This is a genomic window from Calditrichota bacterium (genome assembly GCA_013152715.1).
In the GTDB taxonomy this organism is placed as follows: Bacteria; Zhuqueibacterota; Zhuqueibacteria; order Thermofontimicrobiales; family Thermofontimicrobiaceae; genus 4484-87.
In genome coordinates this window covers 1-24643 of sequence record JAADFU010000031.1, presented here as the reverse complement: position 1 = coordinate 24643, position 24643 = coordinate 1, and the positions used below count along the sequence as shown (strand labels likewise).

Sequence of the window (24643 nt, the reverse complement as noted above, 5' to 3'; positions counted from 1 at the left end):
GGAAATAGTCTGAAAGTTGTTTGAATTCTTACAAGAAATGATTATGAAAATTATGTCATTCAGAAAAATCTTTATTTATTTTTGCGCTTTTATTTGTCAATTTTGGGCATTGAATTTATATTCTCAAAACAGCGCCTCTCTTGGGCGGTTGCAGCAAAGCATCAACGGTATCTCGTTTGATCCGATTCAGACTTCCCGTGTCTTTGTCAAAATTTCCAAACAAGTCATCCCGACGGTGGTGACCATTTACAGCACAAAACGTATCACCAGTTCCCGCATTTGGGACGACAATATCGTTGACCGGGAATTGCGCGATTTTTTGGGTGAAAAATACTTGAATTTGGTGCCGCCGCGGGAGTACAAGCAAAAAGGCTCCGGCTCGGGAATCATTGTTACGCGAGATGGCTATATTTTGACGAACTTGCACGTGGTGGAAAGCGCAGAAAAAATCGAAGTAACGCTGTCGGATAATCGCTCGCTCGACGCGAAAATTGTGGGTGCGGATCCGCTGACAGAACTGGCAGTCATCAAAATTGACGCCACGGATTTGCCAGCGGCGAAATTGGGAAATTCTGATTCGGTGAAAATAGGCGAGTGGGTGTTGGCGGTGGGCAATCCGTTGGAATTGAAATCCACTGTGACAGCGGGAATCGTGAGCGCCATCGGCAGGGAAATCGACATTATTGATGATAATTTCGGCGTGGAGAATTTCATTCAAACTGACGCCACAATTAATCCTGGAAGCAGCGGCGGCGCTCTGGTGAATTTGTCCGGCGAAGTGATCGGCATCAACACCGCCATCGCCACGCAGTCCGGCTACAATCAGGGGTACGGATTTGCCATTCCGATTAATCTTGCTAAACAAATTTTGTCGGATTTAATCAACCGCGGCTATGTCATTCGTAGCTATCTCGGTATCGCCATGCAGGACGTGGATGAAAAAATTGCCCGCGCCCTGAATTTGCTGAAACCTCAAGGCGTTTTTGTCGATTACGTGAGTGAGAACAGTCCTGCGTGGAAAAGCGGCTTGCGGGAAAAGGATATTTTAATCGCCGTGGATCACAAACCGGTAACGAAGAGCAATGTCATTCAAAGCCTGATTGCGCAAAAAAAACCGGGTGATTCTGTTGTGCTGACAATTCTCCGTTTGGGAAAAGAATTGAACGTGAAAGTCATTTTGGGCAGCCGAGAGGGTCCAAAGGTACGTCAGACTTTTGCAAAAAAAACGCCTGGTTTTTCCTTGTTGGGATTGACCGTGAAAAGCATCGATGCGAAAATTGCCAAAGAGCTGGATCTCAATGTCGGCGAGGGCGTGGTCGTGACACAGGTCGAGCCGGAAAGTCCGGCTCAAGAGGCGCAGGTACAGGTCAATGATGTCATTTTAGAAGTTGACAATCAAAAAATTACTTCGCTTTATTTGTTTAAAAAAATCCTCGCTCAACCTCCGCATCGCAAGGTCTTCATGATGAAAATTAAGAGGAAAGATAACTTTTTTCATCGTTTCGTTGAGGCGAATTGATTGGCAGGCTCGATATTTTTTTTTACCATAAAGGCTCGAAGGCACGAAGTCCTTTTTCGTCGAGTTTTTCAATTGAAATAATAACAAAAACGTGCTTTCTTTATTTGTGCCTTGCAGTTTAATTTCTCTCAATTGCCGATTAAAAAAAGCAAGCGATTGATGCGATTCAAAATGCCACTTCTTTGCACACCATCAGATAAATTAATCCAACTGTTTCAGCATTTTGCAGTATCAACGTCTCATTCGTCTGCCAATTTGGCAGACGAGGAAATATCTTTGCTTGTTGGTTAACATCAGTAAAATCAAATAAATAGTTAGCAAAAACAAAAATGGCACAAAGTTTGTAAATGAATAATTGCTATCATTGAATTAATAAAGCGATTGACCTGCCTTGATGGACAATTTTCAACGGCAGAGTTTTTAAAATTTAGAACATGCAAAAAAACATGTGGGAAGGCGGAGAGTTTTTATGTTTGATGAAGACAAAAAAGATAACAGCATCGAAATTGACATTCAGGACGAAGCAGAGGAAAAGGTGAGAAATGAGAATTTAGATGAAAATGAAGGCACTCGGGAAGCGGTGACTGCTGACGAAGAAGAATCCGTTGCTGATGTTTCAGGCGTACAGGGAAATTTGCAGGAGAAATATTTGCGCTTGCAGGCAGAATTTTTAAATTACAAAAAGCGTACGGAGAACGAACAGAAATCTTTCGCTGACTCGATACGCGCGGATTTTGTGCAGCGGCTGCTGCCGGTGATCGATGATTTTGATCGCATGATTGAACACATCGACGCTGATGAAAATCGGGAACATGTCATCGAAGGGATTAAACTGATTCACAGAAAATTGAACGATGTTCTCGAAGAGCAAGGATTGGAACAAATTCAGTCCGTCGGCGAAAAATTTGATCCGAATGTCCATGAGGCGGTGATGGTGGAAAATCACGATCATCTCGATGACGATCATGTGATCGAAGAATGGCGCAAGGGTTACAAATTTAGAGACCGATTGCTGAGACCGGCGCAAGTGAAGGTCAATAAAAAAGATGAATAGAGGTGGTGAATAATGGCGAAAAAGGATTACTACGAAATACTGGGCGTGAAAGAGGACGCTTCTGCGGCGGAGATAAAGCGCGTTTATCGACAGTTAGCCAAAAAATACCACCCGGACGCAAATAGAGGCAATAAAGAAGCCGAAGATCGGTTTAAGGATATTTCTGAAGCTTACGCCGTGTTGAGCGACCCGGAGAAACGAAAAAAATACGATCAGATGCGTCGCTTTGGTTTTTCAGGCGGACAAGCAGGCGGTTTTGATTTTGGAAATTTTGATTTTGGTCAATTCAACAGACAGGGGCGGGCGAGAACCCACTCTTCGAGAGGCAGCATTTTTGAAGAGTTGTTCGGTGTCGGCGGACTGGGCGATATTTTCAGCGAGATGTTTGACCAAGGGAGCCGAATTCGGCGCGAACGCAGCGGGAGACCCGGCGTTGGCGCGGATGCCCGGACAGATTTGACTATTCCTTTCGAGTTAGCTGTAAATGGCGGAAAACAACAGATCGCTGTTCAAGTGGACGAGAGGTGTTCTCACTGTAACGGAACCGGTGCTGAACCAGGCGCAAATCCGCAAACTTGTCCCCAGTGCAATGGTCGCGGTACAATTTCGCTGTCTCAGGGATTTTTTGCGGTAAATAGAACCTGCCCCCGTTGTCTGGGGCGAGGTATCATTATTGACAAGCCCTGTCGCGTGTGCGGAGGCAGCGGAGAGGTGAAAAAGACAAAAAGGTTATCCGTGACCATCCCGGCGGGAATCAAAGACGGCGCCGTGCTGCGGTTGAAAGGTCTTGGCGGAAACGGTTCCAGCAAGGAAAAACGCGGCGATTTATATTTGAAAGTACATGTCTCGCCGCATCATTTCTTCAAGCGAAAAGGTAACGATGTGTTTTGCGAGGTTCCCATCGACATAATTCAGGCTATCAAAGGAACCAAAATCAGATTAAAGACAGTCTATAATAAGAAAGTGGAGATCAAAGTTCCGGCGCAGACAAAAGACGGGAAAAAATTCAATCTGCGAAAGTTAGGAATTAAATCGAAGAAAGGGATCGGCGACATGTACGTAACTATTCGCGTGAAGAAAAGAACCAATCTTACGGCAGAAGAAAAGAAATTGGTCGAGGAATATGAAATGGCACATGCGCCGTAGTGGGCGTTTGTGAATCTTTTCCGTTTTTCTAAAGTTAAAAGAAACGATGTTTATTAAAAAATTTTTTAGGAGGAATAAATCATGCCAACGACAAAGAGAAATGCGCTGTTTATTGTGACGGCAATATTTTTGGGAGTAATTATTGGACTGGCAATATCGACGAATTTTGGTTTAATTTGGAATAGCATTGCCTCGGATCACTCAACCAAAGAAGCTCCGGCCGCGGAGAATTCGGTGGCCACAGCGCAAGCTTCTGACGAAGGGAGCGAATCTGCTGTGCAAGCGACCGATGATTCATCTTTGCCACAGGGATTGCTCGATCTGGAAAAGGCCTATATTTCAGTAGCCAAAAGAGTGAAACCTACTGTGGTTACCATTACCAGCGAAAAGTATATCAAATACCACATGAACAATCCGTTTCAAGATTTTTTCGGTAGCGACTTTTTTGATTTTTTTAACAGACGAGGACAACGGCAAAACGAACAGCAGGGCCGCGAACGTACGTATGTTCAGGAAGGTTTGGGTTCCGGCGTGCTGGTCAGTTCTGACGGCTATATTTTGACGAATAATCACGTGGTGAAAGAAGCGGATCAGATTCGCGTCATCACGAATGATGGCAAAGAATACGAAGCCAAATTAATTGGTAGAGATGAAAAAACAGACGTTGCCGTCGTTAAGATTGACGATAAAAATTTGCCTTTTGCAAAACTCGGGAATTCCGATAAAATAGAAGTGGGGCAAATTGTATTGGCTGTCGGAAATCCGTTCAGCAAACAATTGCAGTCCACGGTAACCAACGGAATCATCAGTGCCAAAGGCCGTTCCGGCATTGGTTTGGGCGCTTCGTATCAGGATTATATTCAGACAACGGCGGCTATCAACCCCGGAAACAGCGGCGGCGCGCTGGTTAATTTGCACGGCGAACTGATTGGAATTAATACGGCGATTATTTCGCAATCCGGCGGTTTCAACGGCATCGGGTTTGCCATTCCTGTTAATATGGCAAAACATATTATGAATATTTTGATTAAAAAAGGCTACGTTGTTCGCGGTTATCTCGGCGTAATCATTCAGCCCGTCGATGAGGATATGGCGGAAGCTTTTGGTCTTAAATCAGGAAAGGGCGCGTTGATTTCCAGCGTGCAGAAAGGAACTCCGGCTGAAAAAGCGGGTTTAAAAGAGCGTGATATCGTTGTCGCGATTGACGGGCATCCGGTAAAAGACAACACGGAATTGCAACTGAAAGTTGCGGACTATGAGCCGGGGACGACCGTGAAATTAAAAGTTTTCCGCGACGGCAAATATTTGACCGTTCCGGTTAAATTGGGCCAGAGGCCGGGTGATCATCCTGTATCTGAAAGCAAAGAACCGCAAGTCGAAAAACTGGGAATCCACATTACGAATTTGGCTCCGGCAATGGCGCAACGATACGGATTTGAAGATTCTGAGCGCGGCGTGCTGGTAACGTCGGTTGAGCGCACCAGTCAAGCATATCGCAAAGGAATCCGTGAAGGCGATTTGATTACTGCGATTAACCAGACGAAAATTAAGAGTGTCCGCGACTATGACCGGTACATGCGGAAAGTGAAGAAAGGAGATATTCTCGTTATTCGCTTGAAGAAAAATCTGAATGGCACTGTGAGCAATTACTATGTGACGGTTCGAATTTCGGATTAGCCGTGACCGGCAGAATCGGGCAGGTGAAATCATTTTCATCTGCCCGGCATTTTTAAGAGCGAGACATTTGCCAGGAAACAAAAAACGTCATTTTTATTTTGCAGGAAAAGGGAGTGGGATTATGCCGACTTATGATTACATTTGTGACGATTGCGGATACCATTTTGAGGAATTTCAATCGATTACAGCCGAACCGTTGACAAAATGTCCGAAATGTCAAGGCCATGTGCGACGGTTGATCGGCGCTGGCAACGGCTTTATTTTTAAGGGAAGCGGATTTTATGTCACTGATTATCGCAGAAACAGCTACAAGAAAGACAAGCAAAAATCTGAAGGAATTTCATCCAAAGATAGCTCAAAAGCGTCAGGAACAGGGAAGAAGGTGGCATAAAAAAGTATGCCATAAATTACTGACAAATAGGCAGACTTGTTAGAACTTGTAAAATTGACAGCGAGATGCTATTTATTAGGCGTGTTTGTAATTTATTAAAAAATAATATCTTACAAGTACGCCTTTTTTGTTTCCTAAATATGGCATGGAATTTGCGAAGTGACGGCATGAATTGAACGGAAAGAAATGTGCAAAGAGTTTGAACATAAAATGACTGAAGGAGGTTTTTTTTTATGGGAAAGATAATTGGTATTGATCTGGGGACGACAAACTCGTGTGTCGCAGTGATGGAAGGCGGCGAGCCGGTGGTGATTCCGAATGCGGAAGGCGGACGGACGACGCCGTCAGTTGTTGCCTTCACCAAAGACGGCGAGCGATTGGTGGGACAAATTGCCAAACGGCAGGCCGTGACAAATCCGAAAAATACGGTCTATTCCATTAAAAGATTCATGGGAAGACGATATGCTGAAGTGAAGCGTGAAATTGAAGAAGTGCCGTATGAAGTGGCGCGCGGTAAAAATGACGTTGCCAGAGTGAAAATAGAGAATAAAGAATATTCGCCGCAGGAAATTTCTGCCATGATTTTGCAGAAGATGAAACAGACGGCGGAGGATTATCTGGGGCAGAAAGTCACTGAGGCTGTCGTCACTGTGCCCGCCTATTTCAATGATAGCCAGCGCCAGGCGACGAAGGAAGCCGGAGAAATTGCCGGGTTGACGGTGAAACGTATCATAAACGAGCCGACTGCCGCGTCGTTGGCTTATGGTCTGGACAAGAAAAAAGACGAAAAAATTGCTGTGTTCGACCTTGGCGGCGGTACTTTTGATATTTCCATTTTGGAAATCGGCGACGGCGTTTTTGAAGTAAAGTCCACTAACGGCGATACACATTTGGGCGGCGACGATTTTGATCAGCGGGTCATCGACTGGATGGTGGATGAATTTTTGAAACAGGAAGGGGTTGACCTGTCTAAAGACGCTATGGCATTGCAGCGGTTAAAAGAAGCGGCGGAAAAAGCCAAAACTGAGCTCTCTACGATGAGCCAGACCGACATCAATTTGCCGTTCATTACCGCGACGGATGCGGGGCCGAAACACTTGAATATGGTACTCACGAGAGCCAAATTTGAACAATTGTGTGACGATCTGTTCCAGCGTTTGGTTTCCCCCTGCCAAATGGCGCTGAAAGACGCTGGTTTGACCACATCTCAAATCGATGAAGTTGTGCTGGTCGGCGGGTCCACGAGAATGCCCAAAGTACAGCAAATCGTGAAAGAAATTTTTGGCAAAGACCCACACAAAGGCGTGAATCCTGACGAGGTCGTAGCTATCGGCGCGGCGATTCAGGGCGGCGTTTTGGCCGGCGATGTTAGTGATGTGTTGCTGTTGGACGTGACGCCACTGTCTCTGGGAATCGAGACTTTGGGCGGAGTTTTTACCAAGCTCATTGACAAGAACACAACGATCCCGACGCGGAAATCAGAAATTTTTTCTACGGCGTCGGACAATCAGCCGTCGGTGGAAATTCACGTGTTGCAGGGAGAGCGCGAGATGGCGTCGCATAACCGCACGTTGGGAAAATTCCATCTGGACGGAATACCGCCGGCACCGCGCGGCGTACCGCAAATCGAAGTGACATTTGACATCGACGCTAACGGAATTTTGAATGTCTCTGCCAAAGACAAAGCGACTGGCAAGGAACAATCGATTCGCATCGAAGCTTCCACCGGTCTGTCCAAAGAAGAGATTGACAAAATGGTTAACGATGCCAAGGAACATGCGGCCGATGACAAGAAAAAACGTGAATTGATCGACTTAAAAAATCAAGCCGACCAGATGGTGTATCAGACAGAGAAAAACATGAAAGAAATGGCGGACAAGTTGGATTCAGATGCAAAGAGCAAAATTGAGTCCGCTGTGAATGTTGTGAAAGATGCGATGAAAACTGAAAATGCGGATCAAATCAAATCTAGCATTGAAGCGCTGAATAATGCCTGGAATGAGGTTTCAGCGAAACTTTATCAGCAGCAGCAAACGGAAGCCAGTGCTGGCCCGCAAGGCGGCGCAGAAGCCGAAGGAACTGATGCTGGCTCGCAAGATAGTAAAAATGTGGAAGAAGCCGATTACGAAGTAGTGGATGATGATGATAAAAAATAGTGTCTGATATCGCACAAAACGACAAAAGCGGGACGATATAGCTAATAATCGTCTCGCTTTTTTTTTCATAAAAAACAATCTGCAAAAATTATGGATTCTCAAGCGGGGAGAGTCTCCCGCTCTTTCTCGATGTCGTTACTAATTCGCGCAGAGGAATTAATCCCAGTCATCCGCGTCGTCAATATCTGCCCCGTTGTCTTCTTCCCAGTCTTCTTCCCAGTCATCGTCCGGGTCCCAGTCGTCGTCGATATCGTCTTCCCATTCTTCATCTTCTTCTTCGTCCCATTCATCGTCCCAATCTTCCTCGTCATCCCAGTCGTCTTCATCTTCGTCTTCGTCGTCTTCATCCCAATCTTCACCATCCCAATCGTCTTCATTGAAAAAACACCGGGAGACGGTTGCCAAACTCGGACGGTTGGTATTAACTCCGGCGAGCATAAACGATAACAATGAAATATCTCTGAAAAATCGATAAGCGATGAGTTGACGAAATAATTGGGACATCCGTTGTGTGTCTGTCTTTTTCATCGAGAACCTCACCAGTAAGAATTGCATTAAATTATTAACTTTTGGACATTTGAATTAGAATAAAAAAATGAATCTGGGCGCAAATTTATTGAATAAATTTTTAAGATGCAAGAAAATTTTTTAGCACCGCCCCAATTTTCAATGAAATTATATTTGGAAAGCTCCTAAAAGTTTCAAAAAAAATGGACGGGATCAAAATTTTATTCCATTGATTCCGCAAGCACTTGAACAATATGTTTCACCTCAATCGGTTTGCTGAATTTTCTGGCACCATAAGCAAGTTGCACCATGCATCCGGGGCAGGAAGTCAGCAAAATTTCCGCTTCGCTCCCGTCCACATTTTCCATTTTTCTGTGCAAAATCTTGATGGACAAATCCGGATGCGCGACATTGTATGTACCAGCACCGCCGCAGCACCAATTAGCTTCGTTCATCTCCTTGAATTGAATACCCTCGATTTGCTGAATAAGTTCCCGCGGCTGCGAGGTAATTTTTTGATAGTGGCTCAAATGACACGGGTCATGGTAAGTTACTGTTTTTCCATATTTTAATTTGAATTTAGTCATCAACTTTTGCTCGGTGAGAAAAATATTGATGTCCTGAATTTTTTCCACAGCTTTTTGCGCCCGTTCTTTCCATTCCGGGTCGTCTTTGAGCAGAGTGTCGTATTCCCGCAAAAATGAGGAACAACTACCGCACTCGGTGAGAATGACATCGCATTTGCTCTGTTCGAAAATTTCAATGTTTTTCCGCGCCATTTCCTTTGCCGCTTCCAGATCGCCGTAGCCGGAAGCCGGCAGACCGCAACAATAATTTTCCAACACCGCAGTTTGAAAGTTGTTTTTGGTCAGAACTTTCAGCGTCGCCATCCCCACGTCGGGGTAGGCAAAGTTGATTCCGCAGCCGACAAAATAGCCGACTTTGAGTTCGCGGGGATTTCCCGGCTGGGAAACTTCTTCCGCACGTTCGCGGAGAAATTTTGCCGGCAGCGATTTGAGCAAATCTTCCATGGTGGCGATATTTTTCCCGATCCAACTGAAAATTTTCAGCGCCTGCGCCAGATTGGAAATGTGAGTCCTTTTACCCAGCGCTGCCAATTTCATGGCGCGAGTGAAACGTTTCGGGTGCAGCAGCAGTTCGCGAAAAACAAATTTTTGAATTGCTGGTTGCCCCTTTTCTTTGTTGAATTCCTGCCGCGTCGCCATCATGATTTGCGGCGTCAGCACGTTCGAAGCGCAATTGTCAATACACGCGCCGCAGAGCAGACACTCAAATATCGTAGTTTTGGAATTTTTTGAAAGATCGGCTTTCTGCTCGTAAATCAGCCGCGTCAAAAAATTTCTTCCGCGCGCCACGGAATGTTCTGTATTGGCGAGGACAAAAGTCGGGCACGTCGTCAAACAATAGCCGCAACGAATGCAGCGAATGGATTCTTCGTAGGCTTGTTGCAAATCGGTAAACATTGATCAGATTCCTCCAAAATAGCGACCGGAAACCATGATTCCGTCCGGGTCCAGTTTGCGCTTGACTGATTTCATGAGTGGCAGTAGTCCATTCGAGTCTCCCCAAACAGTTGCCGCGTCGCGATACTCGGCGGGTACTTTTTTTCCGACGACAAATCCTGATGCAGCAGCGCAGCTCTGGCGAAAATTTCCAATAGTATTTTTCATTTCAATAGATATTTCATTTTTCGGTTTGAAAAAAATATTCATCACGCCGTTTCCCGCTAATCCGTGCAAAAATGAATCTGGGAATGTGGTTTCTATTTCATTCATCAAATGCCAGATTTTTGCCTTGGGAGCAGTAACTTGCAGCCAGAAATCTGTTTCTTTTGTTACTTGTTGAAAGCCCGTGTCAGACAGTTTTTGCCAGATGTCATCTCCCTGTTTTCCTGTCGGCAAAGTGAGGAATGTGTTCCAGCTTGAAATTTCCTTTTCCAAACGTTGAATCGAATGCACGATGGCTTTCTCGTTGCCGCTGGCGCTGAGAAGCAGAAAATATTTTGATTGGGGATTTATTGCTGAGTTTTTTATTGGTAAAATTTTTAAAAATTTTTCGTTCAAAAAATTCAACCGATCAAACACCATGTTCGACGAGCGGATGAATTGTGAGGCTTGCGCCGTATGCTCGTTTTTTTCGAAACCAATGAGCACTGTGCGCTGAAGCGGAGCAATGGGCGATAATTTCAGGGTAATTTCAGCGATGACGCCCAGCGTTCCCCAGGAGCCGGTGAAAAGCCGGGACAAATTGTAGCCCGCCACATTTTTCACTGTTTTGCCGCCGGTTTTGATGAGCCTGCCGTCTGGCAAAATAACCTTCATGCCTAAAACAAAGTCCTGACAAGTTCCGAAGTGAAATCGATAACTGCCGGCGCTATTGATCGCGACGATGCCGCTGATGGTCTGCTGTCCGGCGTCGAACGGGTCCAGCGGCAGAAACTGGTTTTTCTTCTTGATCTGCTTCTGAATGTCCGATAGCAGCACGCCTGCCTGAACTGTAATGGTAAAATCAGCAGCGTCGTGCCTGACGATTTGATTGAGTTGGGACGTTGAAATTGCCCAATCGAAATCATTCGGTTTGGCGGTCAGGTCTCGGCAGCGATTGTTCCCACCGGCAAAAACTGATTTTTTCAATTTTCTCGCCAGTTTTATGGCGGTCTGGATTTGCTCGTAACTTTTGGGAAAAATTACCAATTGCGGGAATTTATTTTCAATGGAAAAGTTGGCAATCGTCTTTTCGTCCCATTGAATTTGGTCTTTTTCAAAATGTTGGAGCAAAAATTTAAGGTCATTTTCCACTTGCGCCGTCATTTGTCTTTTCCTGCCTATTTTAAAATTTTTACAAATTATCTACTTCAATCGAGGGAAAAATTTTTCCGGGGTTCAAGATCATTTTTTCGTCAAAACCATTTTTCACGTCCATCATGGCGGAAATGTCCACGTCGGAGAAAAGCAAACGCATGGCAGATTTTTTTTCTAATCCGATGCCGTGCTCGCCGCTGAGCGTGCCGTCAGCTTCCACGCAGACGCGCAAAATTTCTTCGTTCGCTTTCATGACTCTTTCTTTTTGAGCCTCATTTCTCTCGTCAAAAATGATGAACGGATGCAGATTGCCGTCGCCGGCGTGAAAAACATTGCCTACTTTCAAATCATATTTTTGGCAAATTTCCATCACTTTTTCCAGCACTTGCGGTACGCGACTGCGCGGAACTGTGCCGTCGGCGATCATGATGGACGGCTGCAACATGGTCAGCGAGCCGAAAGAAAGTCTGCGCCCTTGCCAGAGCGCGTCTCGTTCCTGTCCGTCTTTGGCAATTTCTACCGAAGTCGCGCCGGAACTGCGGCAAATTTCCGTGATTTCTTTTTCCTGCTCATTCATTCCGGCGCTGGGACCATCCAGTTCCAGCAGCAAAATTGCCTCGGCATCCGCCGGATAACCGAGATGGTGGATTTTTTCGACCGTTTCGATGATCGGTTTGTCCATCATCTCCAGCGTTGCCGGAATAATTCCTCTCCCCATAATTTCCGTGACAGCGTTCGCGGCTTTAGTCATGTTTTGAAAGACCGCCAGCATGGTACGCGTTTCTTCCGGCAGGGGAAGGATTTTCACGATGGCTTTAGTGATGATGCCCAGCGTGCCTTCAGAGCCAATCACAGTGCCCAGCAAATCGTAGCCTGGAATAAATTCCGCCTTGCCGCCAATATTTAAAATTTCCCCTTCGGCAGTGACCATTTCCACGCCCAAAACATGATTGCTGGTCACGCCGTATTTTACGCAATGAGGGCCACCGGCGTTTTCTGCAATATTACCGCCAATAGTGGAAACGCGTTGGCTCGCAGGATCAGGCGCGTAATAAAATCCGTAAGGCGCCAGCGCTTGCTGCAAGGCTAAATTGTAAACGCCTGGTTCCACCACGGCGCATTGATTTTCCGTATCGATTTCTAAAATTCGATTCATGAGCGAAAGCTGAAGAATAATTCCGCCCATGATCGGAATCGTGCCGCCGCTCAAATTGCTGCCGGCGCCGCGCGGGATCAGAGGAATTCGCTCCTCAAAACAGAGGCGCGCTACTGCGGCAACTTGCTCGCGATTTTGTGCAAATACGACTGCGTCGGGGAGGGAACGATCCAGTGATGCATCGTATTGATAGAGAAGCAGATCGCTCTCCTCATGCATCACGTGTTTTTTGCCAAAAATTTTTTTCAAACGTTTGACAATTTTTTTATCCATGATTTCTCCGATTTATTTTCAGCCCAAGCAATGATTACTGAAGAAAATTTCTAAGAAAAATATATAACTAAATCAAAGGAAATATACAAGCATTTTTTTGATTTTTTTAAATTTTTCCCAACTGACATTTTTTGGGCGCCAAAGATGAACCTGCCGGTACAGCGTTTTGCACGAATTTGGGCAAAAAGATTTCTTAAGCATGATTTTGCTATTTTTCACCGGCATGTTTAACTTCATTAAAAATAGGTTCATGCGGGAATTTTGCTGAAATCAAAATTTAAAAAATTTTCAGGTACTAATTTTGTATGAGTTGGAACAGAATGTATGAGTTGACAATCACAATTTTTTGGGGACAGCAACAAAATAAATTTAATCTCAATAACATAAACTGAAGGAGGCTACTTATGAGACGGTCTTGGACTCAAGTTATCATCGGATTATTTGTGTTAATTTTTCTCGCGCAGACAGCGGACGCGCAGCAATGGAGGAGACGTCAGCCCGTACGCCACAAAAAGGTTCGTATCGCGTCATCCATTGGTATTCATGGCGGAAATGATTTTAAAAACGATCAGTTTCTTGCCGGCGGCCAGTTGTGGATGCCGCTGGGAATTTTCTGGAAATTTGCACCGAGCGCAGATTACTATTTCACGCAAAATGACACCACGCGCTGGCAATTCAACGGCGATTTTATTTTCAAGCCCAGAATCAATGGTTTGTTCTATTTCGGCGCCGGCGTGGCGACGCAATATTTGAACGAAAAATCAATGGATACGCAATGGGATTTCGGCGGCAATCTGCTCGTGGGCATTGATTTCAGTGGATTGCGCGTCCCTTCGATGTACCCGTATTTGCAGGCACGATGGACCATTATTGACAAGCAAACTACTTTTTCTCTGCTGGGCGGCGTCAATTTGATTTTGCGTTAGCAAGAATGAGTGAAAAAAGAACGTGTCAGGCTGCTATTTTTGATTTGCCATAAAAAAATGTTTCCTCTCTCGCGGCGACAAATTTATCCTGGCACGTTCTTTATTTTTTGGGAAAAATTTTATTCGGATTGAGAATATTGAGCGGGTCAAAAACCTGCTTGATTTTTTTTTGCAATTCAATGGATTTTTCAGATAGCTCGATGTGGAGAAAATTCATTTTAGTGATGCCGATGCCGTGTTCTCCGGAAATCGTCCCGCCGAGTCGCACGGTCAGTTCAAAAAGTTCTCGCACTGCTGATTCTGATCGCTGAACGATATTTTCACTTTTTTTCTGGTGCGTGAAATTGACATGGACATTGCCGTCGCCTAAATGGCCATAATTATAATTTTTGAAATCGTATTTTGTAGCGATTTGCCGGGCGCCGGCGATCAATTTGGGAATTTGGCGAATGGGGACTGTTACATCTTCGCTGATTTTGAATTGGGATCTTTCTTTGATCAAATCCCGAAATTTTCTTCTCACTGCCCACAAACCTTCGCGTTTTTCGGAACTGTCAGCCAGCAAGACATCCAGCGCGCGATTTTCAAAACATGCTTCGCCAGTAATTTCCGTCTGTTTCTCCAATTCGCTTTCCTCGCCGTCAAGATCGATGATGAGCAGAGTAGAGGCCGCGCCGGGAATTGAAATATGAATATTGTCGCGAAGAACTTCCACACAAGCGGGATCGAGAAATTCCAGTGCGGACGGCACAATGCGCTTTTGCGTCAAATCGTAGAGCGTGCGCGAAAGAGTGTGAATGTCCGGGAAAAATGCCAGCAGCGTGATTGTCTGCGCCGGTAGGGGAATGAGCCGCAAAATTGCTTTGGTTACAATCGCCAGCGTGCCTTCGGAACCGATGATCAAATTTGTCAGATCGTAACCGACAACGCCCTTGCGCGTCTGCACGCCGGTGTTCATGATCGTGCCGTCTGGCAGCACAATTTCCAGCCCCAGCACGTAGTCGCGTGTAGTGCCATATTTGTAGCAGTGGGGACCTCCGGCGTCTTCAGCGATGTTGCCGCCGATGGAGGAAGTTTCGTAGGAAGCGGGATCCGGCGGATAGTAGAGCCCTTTTTCTTTGGCAGCGCGGTGCAATTCCTGATTGATCACTCCCGGCTCCACAACGGCAGTCATGTTGATTTCGTCGATGGATAAAATTTTGTTCATCCGCAGCAGCGACAAAAGAATCCCGCCACTTACCGCCAGCGCGCCGCCGGTGACGCCGGTTCCTGCGCCGCGGGGAATGACCGGAATTTTGTACTTTGTCGCCAGTTTCATCAGCAACGAGACCTGCTCCGTGGTTTCCGGTTCCATCACAATGTCAGGCCAAAAGCGTAAATCTGTGCCGTCAAAGTTGTAGGCTGCCAATCGTTCTTCGTCGGTGTAAACGAACCGTGAGCCGATTTTTGTTTGAAGTTCCGTTAAAATTTTTTCAAAGCGAGGTTTCATCGGTGTTCTTCTGAAAATCATATTAAAATTTTTGAGCGATGAAATTCATCTTTAAAATGAAGTCAATTGTGCCACAAGCTAATGAATTTTTCACAAAAAAGCAAGCGGGAAAAATGGAGTCGGGCTGATTTTTGTCTCGCCTAAAACAAATATCTAAAAAAACACTTTTTACTGCTCGGGTCCGCAAAAAAATCCTTGCAATTCTCTCAAAAATGTTTAACTTTTTACCTTATATTTTTGCCGAGAACAATTGAGCGAGAATCACAGCAAACGGACATTCAGCGAAAGGCTGCGACTGATGAAATTCTGGAATTTTGTACTATTCTTTTCCATTGTAATTTTAATTTACACGCTCATCAACGCTTACATTTTCATCCGGGCATTGAGTGTTTTTCCGTTCGATGAGCGGTGGCGAAGTGTGTTCAAAATCGTTTTCTGGCTGGTAGCATTTTCGTACTTAATCGGGAGAATTTTAGAACGGCTGTGGATTTCGCCGCTGAGCGAAACCTTGATCTGGGTGGGATCGTTCTGGATGGCGGCCATGTTTTATTTCTTTCTCATTGTTTTATTCGCAGATATTTTTCGACTGGTGAATTTCATCGTGCCGTTCAGCGCGACGGTGAAATCCTCGGCGCAAAATTTCCGCTCTCTGATGTTTTTCGGTTCTCTGATCTTCGTTTTTGTTTTGGTGGCAATTGGTTTTGTGAATGCGCTTTTTCCGAAAATTACGACGCTCGATCTTGAGATTCACAAAAAAAGCCGCTTTGATTCGCTGACTGTGGTTACCGCTTCAGATATTCATCTGGGCACGATTGTCGGGAAGTCCCGTTTTTCACGAATTGTTTCCGAAATAAATAATCTCAAGCCGGATCTGGTTTTGCTGGCCGGCGATGTGGTCGATGAAGACCTGGCGCCAGTGATCAAAGAAAATTTGGGGGATGATTTGCTGAAACTGTCGGCGAAATTTGGCGTGTTTGCCATTACCGGAAATCACGAATTCATCGGCGGCGTGGATCGCGCGGCAGCTTATCTCGGGCAACACGGAATTCAGGTTTTGCGGGATGAAGTCGTTTTGGTACAGGATGATTTTTACATTGTCGGCAGGGAAGATCGCAGCGTGCGCCAGTTCAACGGCAACAGCCGCAAATCACTTGCGGGACTGGTTGCTGACATCGATTTTCAAAAACCGCTCATTTTGCTGGATCACCAGCCTTTCGGACTCGACGAAGCTGCGGAAAACAAAATCGATCTGCAAATTTCCGGACACACGCATCACGGGCAATTGTTTCCTTTGAATTTGATCACAAATTTGCTTTATGAAAAAAGTTGGGGCTATTTGAAGAAAGGGAACACGCACTTTTACGTCAGCAGCGGCGTGGGAACCTGGGGGCCGCCGATTCGCTTGGGCAATCGTCCGGAAATTGTGCAAATCCGGATTCGATTCTCTGCTCGATAGTTTGTTCATTTCTGATACGGCATTTTGAGAACGGACAACTGCAAAATGTGATTTCAAGTTGCAAAAAATAAAAATTTCAATATTTCTTTTGCTGCGTATGAGAAGAAAAAACATAATGAGTTACTAAAATAAAATCAATTTGATACGTAAAGATTAAACGGCAATTTCATTTAAAAAAATGTAATTAGGCGATAGTTTCTGATTGTGGAATAAATTTTGCCATGTTTTATTGAATGATGGGGGAGTGCCATTGGGGAAAAATTCAAAGAAAAGGGCAATTCTATGAGGGAAGAGATCGCGTTTCAGACGGTCGAGAATGGCTATGATTGGAATATTTTGTTAAATCGCGCCCGGCATGTAGATTTGATGCAGACGTGGGAATACGGCGAAGCGATTAAAAGAACTGTCGGATTTGGCCCCCTTCGGCAGCTCGTTTTACGCAACGGCAAGCCTCTGGCAATGGCGCAAATTTTATTGAAAGAAGTTTCCGGCATCGGGCCTGTAGCTCGCATTCAAAACGGGCCTTTGTTTTTTGACACGGATGAAATTTGGCAGCCGATGATTGCTGTGATCGCCATTCGGGAGTTGAAAAATTATTGGGTCAATCGTCAGCAGCGACATCTTTATCTCAGTCCTTGTTTGTTCCCCGGAGAATTGCCCAGAGGCTGGCACAAAGAATTGAATTTGCGAACTGTATCTGATCCTGTCTGGGCGTCGGTGAGGCTGGATATTGATCGACCTGAAGATGAAATACGCAGTCAGATGAAACGGCACTGGCGCAAGGCATTGGAGCGCGCGGAGCGGGAAAATTTTCAGGCAAAAGTGAGCCACTCCGCTGATGATTTTCAATTTTTCCTTTTCCAATATCGCCTCGATGCAAAAAACAATGCCACAGGTTGGCCTTCGTCTGATTTGTTGTCCGCTTTCTGGGAGACCAGCGATGTGAACAGCCAGCTTTTCCTTGCTTATCGGGAAGAAAAATATGTAGCGGGGCTGGTCACAACGGTGTTCGCTGATACGGCTTTTGCTCTGACCGCGTGGGACGCGACGCGCACCACAGATTTTGTGGGCATGCGCTATCTCGTCTGGCGTGCGATTCAGTACCATCGCGATTTGCGCTACAAATGGTTCGATCTGGGCGGCGCCGATCCTTCCCGCAAAATGGGCGCTTCGGCATTCAAACGAACAACCGGCGGCACAGAATACAGTTACCCGGGAAATTACGAGGTATTTCCCAGTTTTCTGCCTCGGGAATCTCAGACTTCGCGCAAACGCGCTGACCTGCATGGCTTTTTGCCTGGATTGGATTGGCCCATCGAAGTTGGGGAAGTAACTCTCGAGGAGGGCGCCGGTATTACCAGCGGCGTCACGCGCGCAGTGGGAAATGTCGTAAAAAAGAATCCAGAATGGGACGGCGCATTAAATCCCAAAATGCCGCTGGTCGGTTCAGGGCTCATTGATTCGCTGGCACTGGTGGACCTGGTTCAGGATTTGCAGGAAAAATTTGATGTTCACTTTTTCCCGGAAGAAATTACTTCTGAAAACTTTGATTCCATCAGTTCAATTTGCCGCCTGATTCAGGAAAAAATGACTGTTCGTTTTTGAAATCGCACTGCACTGCGAACCAAACAAATGAAGCGTTTGCATGTTTGAAATCAAAAAATCTGACAACGAGCGGCTCCCGGAAATCCGAAGAAATCGAAACAAAACAGCGATCAAACCGCCATGAATTTTAACTCGTTTGAATTTTTCATTTTTTTGCTCATCGTTTATGTCATTTATCTTTCGCTAAAACTCCGGCTTCAAAATTGGTTTCTGCTGCTCGCCAGTTATTTGTTTTACGCCTTCTGGGATTGGCGATTTCTCGGTTTGATTTTACTTTCTACAACCACTGATTTTTTTTGCGCCTGGAAAATTGATCAGCACGATTTTCGAAAAGACCGGCGGAAATATTTGCTCGTTAGTTTGTTCGTGAATTTAACCATGCTGGGATTTTTCAAGTATTTCCATTTTTTTGCAGACAATCTCTTTGCGCTTTTGCAAAATTTGGGCATTCAACTGCATCAATCCACGCTGCGGGTCATTTTGCCCATCGGCATTTCATTTTACACTTTTCAGACCATGAGCTACACCATTGATGTTTATCGACAGAAAATCAAGCCTACGAAAAATTTCATCGACTACGCCCTGTACGTCGCTTTTTTCCCGAAATTGATCGCCGGGCCTATTGAACGCGCAGGCGATTTTTTGCCGCAGATCGAACAGCAGCGCACGTTGACGACTGACAAATTAAAAAACGGGCTGCTGCTGATTTATTGGGGACTGTTCAAAAAAGTGGTAATTGCCGATAATTTAGGAACAATGATTTCCTACTTCGGCGCACGAAACGGCAGTGATTTGAGCGCTGCGCTCGTTTGGGGAACGTTGTACGGCTTCGCCATTCAATTGTACGCGGATTTTTCTGCTTACACCGACATCGCGCGCGGAGCGGCGCGGCTCATGGGATTTGAATTGTCGCAGAATTTTCACAATCCGGTTTTCAGCCGCAATATTCAGGACTTCTGGCAGCGCTGGCACATCAGTTTGACGTCATGGTTTAAAGATTACGTCTTTTTGCCACTGGCGATGGTGAAGTGGCGTTACAGGCCCATGATTCCCTACGCGGCTATTTTTGTCACTTTTCTGCTCGTCGGTTTGTGGCACGGCGCCGGCTGGAATTTTTTGTTCTGGGGCGCATACAACGGAGCGGCGCTGGCGATTTATCATTTTGTCAGAAGAAAAAAGAATCATCAACAGCAGAGAAAATTCTCACCCGTGCGTCCTCTCGGCGATTTTATTGCCATCGTAGTGACGCTGAATTTTGTCATCATTGGTCTGATTCTTTTCCGCGCGCCGACATTGGCGCGGGCGGCTCATTGCTTTTGGTTGATTTTGAGCGATTTTTCTTTCGGTCCTTCGGAACTGGATTTGTTGCTAAAAATCGCTGCCTATGCAGCGCCGCTGCTCATCGCAGAAATCTTTTTGGCAAAAAACAACAATGATCTTAGTCAATTTTTTCGTTTGCCGCTGCTGATTCGTTTTGGCATTTTGTATCTCATGCTTTTTCTCATGGTTGTCTATCATGCGGAGGCGCGGAATTTTATTTATTTCCAATTTTAAAGAAAAAAAATGTGGCAGACTATTTTACAATTCCTCAAACAAAACCGAAAATTCTTTCTGGCGATGTTTTTCATTGCTGTGGCCGAGATCGCTCTGTCGGGATTCATCGAGTCGATTTTCCCGGAGACCTGGTATTTACGCTCCTATCTCTCCTGGAAATTGATGCAACGGACGCGTGATTTTCAGGACGGTCGTTTTCAAATTATTCCTGATGAAAAATTGGGCTGGAAAAATCAGCCGAATTACACCGGCGAAAATATTCATTTCGACACCTTTGGCTCGCGTTCCGTGGAGAGCATCGCCGAGAAAAAACGTAAAAAGACGCGCGTCATCTTTCTTGGCGATTCGCGCCTCAGTGGCGGGGGAAAAATTTCCAATAACGAAACCGTGAGCAGCTTTGTGGAAGATAGCAATCTGGAAACACTGAATTTCGGCACGGAATATTTCAGTCTCGACCAGATTTATCTTTTGCTCATGGACGCTGCAAAGCAATTTTCGCCGGACGTGGTCATTGTTGGTTTGGGCAGCCGCAACACGGAATTGCTGGACTGCCTCTATTTGCCGTTTTGCGACCCTGATGTAGAATTCGCGTTGGTAAAGCCCAGATTTAATCTGGAAAAAAATCATCTGATTTTGATTCAGCCGAATGTTTTGGAATTTCTGGAAGATATTCCCGGTTCAATCGAGCCGCTGGCGTTTTTTCATCGCTACGACATGCATTATCAGAAATTTGAACAATTCAAGAGGCAAGAGTTTACACCTTTTCTTGGCTTGTTCAATTTAATGAAGAAAAAAGTGGGAAAATGGGGCGATTCTGCCAATAAAATGAACTCCGCTCACAAAGAAATTCGGCTGCGAAATGGAACCCTCACAAACGCTCTGCTCAAGGCCATGCAGATTTATGCTCATGAGTGGAATTTTCGCCTCGTTTTGCTCTTGTTGCCGGAAAAGTGGGAATTTGAAAATTCGTCCGCAAAAACTCCTTACGACGAATTGAAAAGGTTGGCTCAACTGAATCAATTTGATTTCATTGATGGGCGAAAAATTTTAGGGGCAGAAGCGGGCACGCAGATTTTCAGCGGTGATATTCATTTCACGCCGGAAGCGAACCAGATTATAGCGGCAAAATTGAAAGAATTTTGCAAACCAGGCTCGTAGAAGAAACCTGGTTTGCAAAAGTTAAGTCTGGTGTTCACCGGCTCATGAATTTGTAATTTGGCGCCTCTCTGGTGATAATCACGTCGTGGGGGTGATTTTCCCTCACCGTTGCCGGCGTGATTTTATAAAAACGGGCATTTTTTTTGAGCTCGGCGATCATGCGTGTGCCGCAATAACCCATGCTCGATTTGAGCCCGCCGACCATTTGATAAATGGTGTCGCTCACAGGCCCGCGATAGGGGACTCTGCCCTCGATGCCTTCGGGCACAAATTTTTTGCTTTCGCGTTCGCTCTGAAAATAGCGGTCGCTGCTGCCTTTTTTCATGGCTTCAATTGACCCCATGCCGCGGTAGACTTTGTAGCTTCTGCCTTCAAAAAAGATTGTTTCTCCCGGACTTTCCTGTGTTCCGGCAAAGAGATTCCCGATCATGACCGAGTCTGCGCCCGCGGCAATGGCTTTGGCGATATCGCCGGTCTGTTTAATGCCGCCATCGGCGATGAGCGGCACATCGTGTTTTTCGCACACCGGGGCACAATTCATCACTGCCGTGATTTGCGGTACGCCCACGCCGGTTACCACCCGCGTCGTGCAAATCCCGCTGGGGCCGATGCCCACTTTTACTGCGTCAGCGCCGGCTTGAATCAAATCTTTGGCTGCTTCTGCCGTCGCAATATTTCCGGCGATGATCTGCATGTCCGGAAGCAGTTTTTTAACACGCTTCACAGCCTCAATGACGCCCGCAGAATGGCCGTGAGCCGTGTCCACGACTAAAACATCCACGCCAGCGTCGGCGAGCGCTCTGGCGCGCGATTCCAGATCTTTGCTAACGCCGACGGCGGCGCCTACGCGCAATCGTCCGTGCGCGTCTTTTGTCGCCAGTGGGAATTTCAGCTTTTTTTGAATATCTTTGACTGTAATCAACCCGCACAGTTTTCCGTTTTTATCGACGACTGGCAATTTTTCAATGCGATGTTTCTGCAAAATTTTCTCTGCCTCTTCAAGCGTTGTGCCTTCCGGCGTTGTGATTAAATTTTTGCTGGTCATGACTTCACTGATTTTCAAATCGAGATTTGTTTCAAAGCGCAGGTCGCGATTGGTCAAAATTCCCACTAATTTGTCATTTTCCACAATGGGAATTCCGGAAATGCGAAAATGTTTCATCACCTCCAGCGCCGCGCGAATATTCCGATCGGGCGACAGAGTAACGGGTTTCAAAATCATTCCACTCTCGGATCGTTTCACGCGATCCACTTCTTCCGCTTGCTGGTCAACGGAGAAATTTTTGTGAATAATTCCAATGCCGCCTTCGCGCGCGATGGCGATGGCAAGTTCCGATTCAGTCACTGTATCCATTGCGGCGCTGACAAGGGGAATGTTCAACTCGATACCGCGCGTGAGCCGCGTTTTTGTGTCAGCCATGTGCGGCAAAACATCTGATTTTGCCGGAATGAGCAGCACATCGTCAAACGTAATTCCTTCGCCGATTATCTTATTTTTTTCCATGAGAAACCCCATCTATTTTTCGAAATTTAAATTTTAATAAAAGGAATGGCGTTCAAAAATCGCCGGATTATAGCCCACTATCGCACGTGAGATTTATGTTTGATGCTAAAATTACAAATTTTAAGCGACAGAGTCAAGCGTTTTAATGGCGATTTTGTGAGGAAACGAAGATTTTTGCCACTAGAATTCAAGGGCACTTCTGACCATTGGTGAAATTGGTAAAAGGGGACGTAATGGCGAAAGGCGAGAAAAAGCTTGAATGTTTCTGCGGAAATGTCTATATTAAAAAGTTAGTGTGTCAATTTTTAACAATATCAACAATTTGCAAAATCTCTCTCCAGCATTTTATCGGTCTCAGTTTTACTTGCAGCATTGCGGAGATAAATTGGAGTAACTGACAAAATTTTGTTAATTCATTATCATGAAAATAGACAACGGAGGAGCCGATGAAACGGTTCGCGATTTTGACAATGATTTTTGGCGTCATCATTTTGTTTCAGACTTCATGCATTGGTCAGGACATCGAAAATTTCGTCTCCAAATACACGTCGGAGAACGGAAAAAAATATTTGCAGCCGCTGGCAGATGCTTTCGGAGCGAATATGAACAGCGGTTTTTTTCATTCAGCGCATATTGAGCGCAATGGTTTCCAATTTTACGGCGGGATCGTCACAATGTTCGCTCCGATTGCTGATGACCAAAAAGTTTTTACGGCACAGACGGAAGGATTATTTTCGCCTCCAACGACTGCAGAAGCGCCGACCATTTTTGGAAATAGCGAAAATGTAGCAGTGGAAGGAACGGGCGGAACTGCTTATGTATTTCCCGGCGGCTTTGATATGACTACCTTTCCCATTGCGGTGCCGCAGCTTTCTTTTGGCTCAATCATGGGCACAGAGGCGATGCTGCGCTTCATTGACATTAAGCTGGACGATAATCTCGGAAAATTGAGTCTGGTCGGTTTCGGCGTGAGACACAGCGTGAGCCAATATTTTCCCACTTTACCGGTGGACATCGCCGTTGGTTTTTACAAGCAAAGCTTCAAGTTGGGCAATATCATCGACGCAAACAGCTTGTCCATTGGCGCACAGGCGAGTTATTCGAAAGGCATACTGACGTTTTACGGCGGGCTTGCCAACGAATCGTCTAATTTGAATATCAGCTATGCTTATGAGTCGGACGAAAATGGCGAAGATATTTCGTTCGAGTTGAAGGCAAAGAATTCGTTTCGGCTCACTACAGGCGTAGCGGCAGCACTGGGACCGATAGTTTTGCACACCGACTTTAATTTCGCTCAGCAAAATGTCGTCGTCGTTGGTCTGGGAATTGGTTTATAAATTATTAAGTAAATCCAAACCGAGGAGAATAGAGAATGAAAGGCAGAATATTTTTAATTTTGATATTTGCGGGTTTAATTTTTTCCGGCTGCGAAAAGCAAAAATTTGATTTTGTGCTCGATTTGAATCAGGTCATTACGTATCATGTTGACCAAAACGGCGCTTTCGAGCTTGCCAGCGCAATTTCCAGAAATGATGTGTTGCAGTTGGTCGACATCGGCGCCGATGCAGAAATTAAAGATGTCCGGATTCAGACTCTCGCTATCAGCACTACCGTTGCGGAAGGAAATGCAGCAGACAAAGTTAAGTTGACGCTGTTTTATAAAGATTTGCAAACCGGTCGCGAAAAAGTTTTTGAAAATTATCAAGTGCCAATCACCGGTTTAATGGGTATTTCGAATTCATTTAGTCCAGTCAGCCTTTTATTGGATCGGGGTGTCAATAAAATCAGAAACAAAATAAGAAGTTATCTGGAAAGCAACGATTATTTTGATTATGAGATAATTTTGAATGGAGACACTCAGGGCAAAAGGCTTGTCGCAGACGTAAGGATCAAAATTGTTGCCACTGTTGAATATTCCGAATGCATGGAGGTTCTCAAACCCTTTTCCGATGGCGAAAGTTGCGGTAGCGGAGAACCTGGGATATAAAAAGATGGGGGTATTTATTTAGCGTGCGGATGAGTATTGTGAAAATATTCAGCTCATTTTGAAGCCGGAAACTTCTTTTGTGGCAATGCCTGAGCTACCCTTATTCAAATATCAGTTTAAAACAGTATGTCAAAAAACAACCAAAATGTCGAACAAAAAATACAAAAAAGCAAGAAAGTTTACGAATTGTCCTGACTGAATCGATCTGATACGGCTCAAAAAAACTATCACAAAAGACCTTTTCGGGATAATCCATTATAAGC

General features: G+C 45.3%; 19 protein-coding genes. 13 read left to right on the top strand and 6 right to left on the bottom strand.

Annotated elements, in window-relative coordinates:
• Positions 1 to 148 precede the first annotated feature (148 nt).
• The 6 genes from GXO74_02785 to dnaK all read left to right on the top strand — a co-directional run bounded on the left by GXO74_02785 (position 149) and on the right by dnaK (position 7943).
• Positions 149 to 1519, top strand: coding sequence for a Do family serine endopeptidase (locus GXO74_02785; protein ID NOZ60586.1), 1371 nt, complete (start codon positions 149 to 151; stop codon positions 1517 to 1519).
• A gap of 469 nt (positions 1520 to 1988) precedes the next feature.
• Positions 1989 to 2573, top strand: a complete 585-nt coding sequence (gene grpE / locus GXO74_02780) for a nucleotide exchange factor GrpE (GenBank protein NOZ60585.1) — start codon at positions 1989 to 1991, stop codon at positions 2571 to 2573.
• A 12-nt stretch (positions 2574 to 2585) separates the two neighbouring features.
• Entirely contained in the window at positions 2586 to 3719 is a 1134-nt protein-coding gene (dnaJ, locus tag GXO74_02775; GenBank protein ID NOZ60584.1) for a molecular chaperone DnaJ, read from the top strand.
• A gap of 81 nt (positions 3720 to 3800) precedes the next feature.
• The gene (locus GXO74_02770) at positions 3801 to 5396 is read left to right on the top strand and encodes a Do family serine endopeptidase (GenBank protein ID NOZ60583.1); all 1596 of its coding nucleotides are present in this window, start codon (positions 3801 to 3803) and stop codon (positions 5394 to 5396) included.
• 121 nt (positions 5397 to 5517) lie between these two features.
• On the top strand, positions 5518 to 5787 hold the full coding sequence (locus tag GXO74_02765; protein ID NOZ60582.1) for a zinc ribbon domain-containing protein: 270 nt from the start codon (positions 5518 to 5520) through the stop codon (positions 5785 to 5787).
• Between the two features lie 233 nt (positions 5788 to 6020).
• Complete coding sequence (dnaK, locus tag GXO74_02760) at positions 6021 to 7943, top strand: molecular chaperone DnaK (GenBank protein NOZ60581.1); 1923 nt, start codon at positions 6021 to 6023, stop codon at positions 7941 to 7943.
• A 156-nt stretch (positions 7944 to 8099) separates the two neighbouring features.
• Here the strand turns inward: dnaK and GXO74_02755 are convergent, their stop codons facing one another.
• The 4 genes from GXO74_02755 to GXO74_02740 form a co-directional block, all read right to left on the bottom strand.
• The gene (locus GXO74_02755) at positions 8100 to 8471 is read right to left on the bottom strand and encodes a hypothetical protein (protein NOZ60580.1); all 372 of its coding nucleotides are present in this window, start codon (positions 8469 to 8471) and stop codon (positions 8100 to 8102) included.
• Between the two features lie 200 nt (positions 8472 to 8671).
• A complete protein-coding gene (locus GXO74_02750; GenBank protein ID NOZ60579.1) occupies positions 8672 to 9934 on the bottom strand; it encodes a (Fe-S)-binding protein in 1263 nt (420 codons plus the stop codon).
• A 3-nt stretch (positions 9935 to 9937) separates the two neighbouring features.
• On the bottom strand, positions 9938 to 11281 hold the full coding sequence (locus GXO74_02745; protein NOZ60578.1) for an FAD-binding oxidoreductase: 1344 nt from the start codon (positions 11279 to 11281) through the stop codon (positions 9938 to 9940).
• 28 nt (positions 11282 to 11309) lie between these two features.
• A complete protein-coding gene (locus GXO74_02740; protein ID NOZ60577.1) occupies positions 11310 to 12701 on the bottom strand; it encodes an FAD-binding protein in 1392 nt (463 codons plus the stop codon).
• A 404-nt stretch (positions 12702 to 13105) separates the two neighbouring features.
• Between GXO74_02740 and GXO74_02735 the strand changes: the two genes are divergently transcribed.
• On the top strand, positions 13106 to 13627 hold the full coding sequence (locus GXO74_02735) for a hypothetical protein (protein NOZ60576.1): 522 nt from the start codon (positions 13106 to 13108) through the stop codon (positions 13625 to 13627).
• A 100-nt stretch (positions 13628 to 13727) separates the two neighbouring features.
• On the opposite strand, the gene GXO74_02730 is transcribed toward GXO74_02735, so the two are convergent.
• Positions 13728 to 15116, bottom strand: a complete 1389-nt coding sequence (locus GXO74_02730) for an FAD-binding protein (GenBank protein ID NOZ60575.1) — start codon at positions 15114 to 15116, stop codon at positions 13728 to 13730.
• Positions 15117 to 15414: 298 nt separating this feature from the next.
• Between GXO74_02730 and GXO74_02725 the strand changes: the two genes are divergently transcribed.
• From GXO74_02725 to GXO74_02710, 4 genes are all read left to right on the top strand, one after another.
• On the top strand, positions 15415 to 16572 hold the full coding sequence (locus GXO74_02725; protein ID NOZ60574.1) for a metallophosphoesterase: 1158 nt from the start codon (positions 15415 to 15417) through the stop codon (positions 16570 to 16572).
• A 282-nt stretch (positions 16573 to 16854) separates the two neighbouring features.
• Positions 16855 to 18177 carry a hypothetical protein gene (locus tag GXO74_02720; GenBank protein ID NOZ60573.1) on the top strand — a complete coding sequence of 441 codons (1323 nt, stop codon included), beginning with the start codon at positions 16855 to 16857 and terminating at the stop codon, positions 18175 to 18177.
• 120 nt (positions 18178 to 18297) lie between these two features.
• Positions 18298 to 19731, top strand: a complete 1434-nt coding sequence (locus GXO74_02715) for an MBOAT family protein (GenBank protein ID NOZ60572.1) — start codon at positions 18298 to 18300, stop codon at positions 19729 to 19731.
• 9 nt (positions 19732 to 19740) lie between these two features.
• Complete coding sequence (locus GXO74_02710; GenBank protein NOZ60571.1) at positions 19741 to 20889, top strand: hypothetical protein; 1149 nt, start codon at positions 19741 to 19743, stop codon at positions 20887 to 20889.
• Between the two features lie 34 nt (positions 20890 to 20923).
• Here the strand turns inward: GXO74_02710 and guaB are convergent, their stop codons facing one another.
• A complete protein-coding gene (guaB, locus tag GXO74_02705) occupies positions 20924 to 22393 on the bottom strand; it encodes an IMP dehydrogenase (GenBank protein NOZ60570.1) in 1470 nt (489 codons plus the stop codon).
• A gap of 446 nt (positions 22394 to 22839) precedes the next feature.
• Here guaB and GXO74_02700 point away from each other — a divergent pair, with 446 nt between their 5' ends.
• Together GXO74_02700 and GXO74_02695 are read left to right on the top strand one after the other, a co-directional pair.
• The gene (locus GXO74_02700; protein NOZ60569.1) at positions 22840 to 23730 is read left to right on the top strand and encodes a hypothetical protein; all 891 of its coding nucleotides are present in this window, start codon (positions 22840 to 22842) and stop codon (positions 23728 to 23730) included.
• Positions 23731 to 23765: 35 nt separating this feature from the next.
• Entirely contained in the window at positions 23766 to 24380 is a 615-nt protein-coding gene (locus GXO74_02695) for a hypothetical protein (protein NOZ60568.1), read from the top strand.
• Positions 24381 to 24643: the final 263 nt, after the last annotated feature.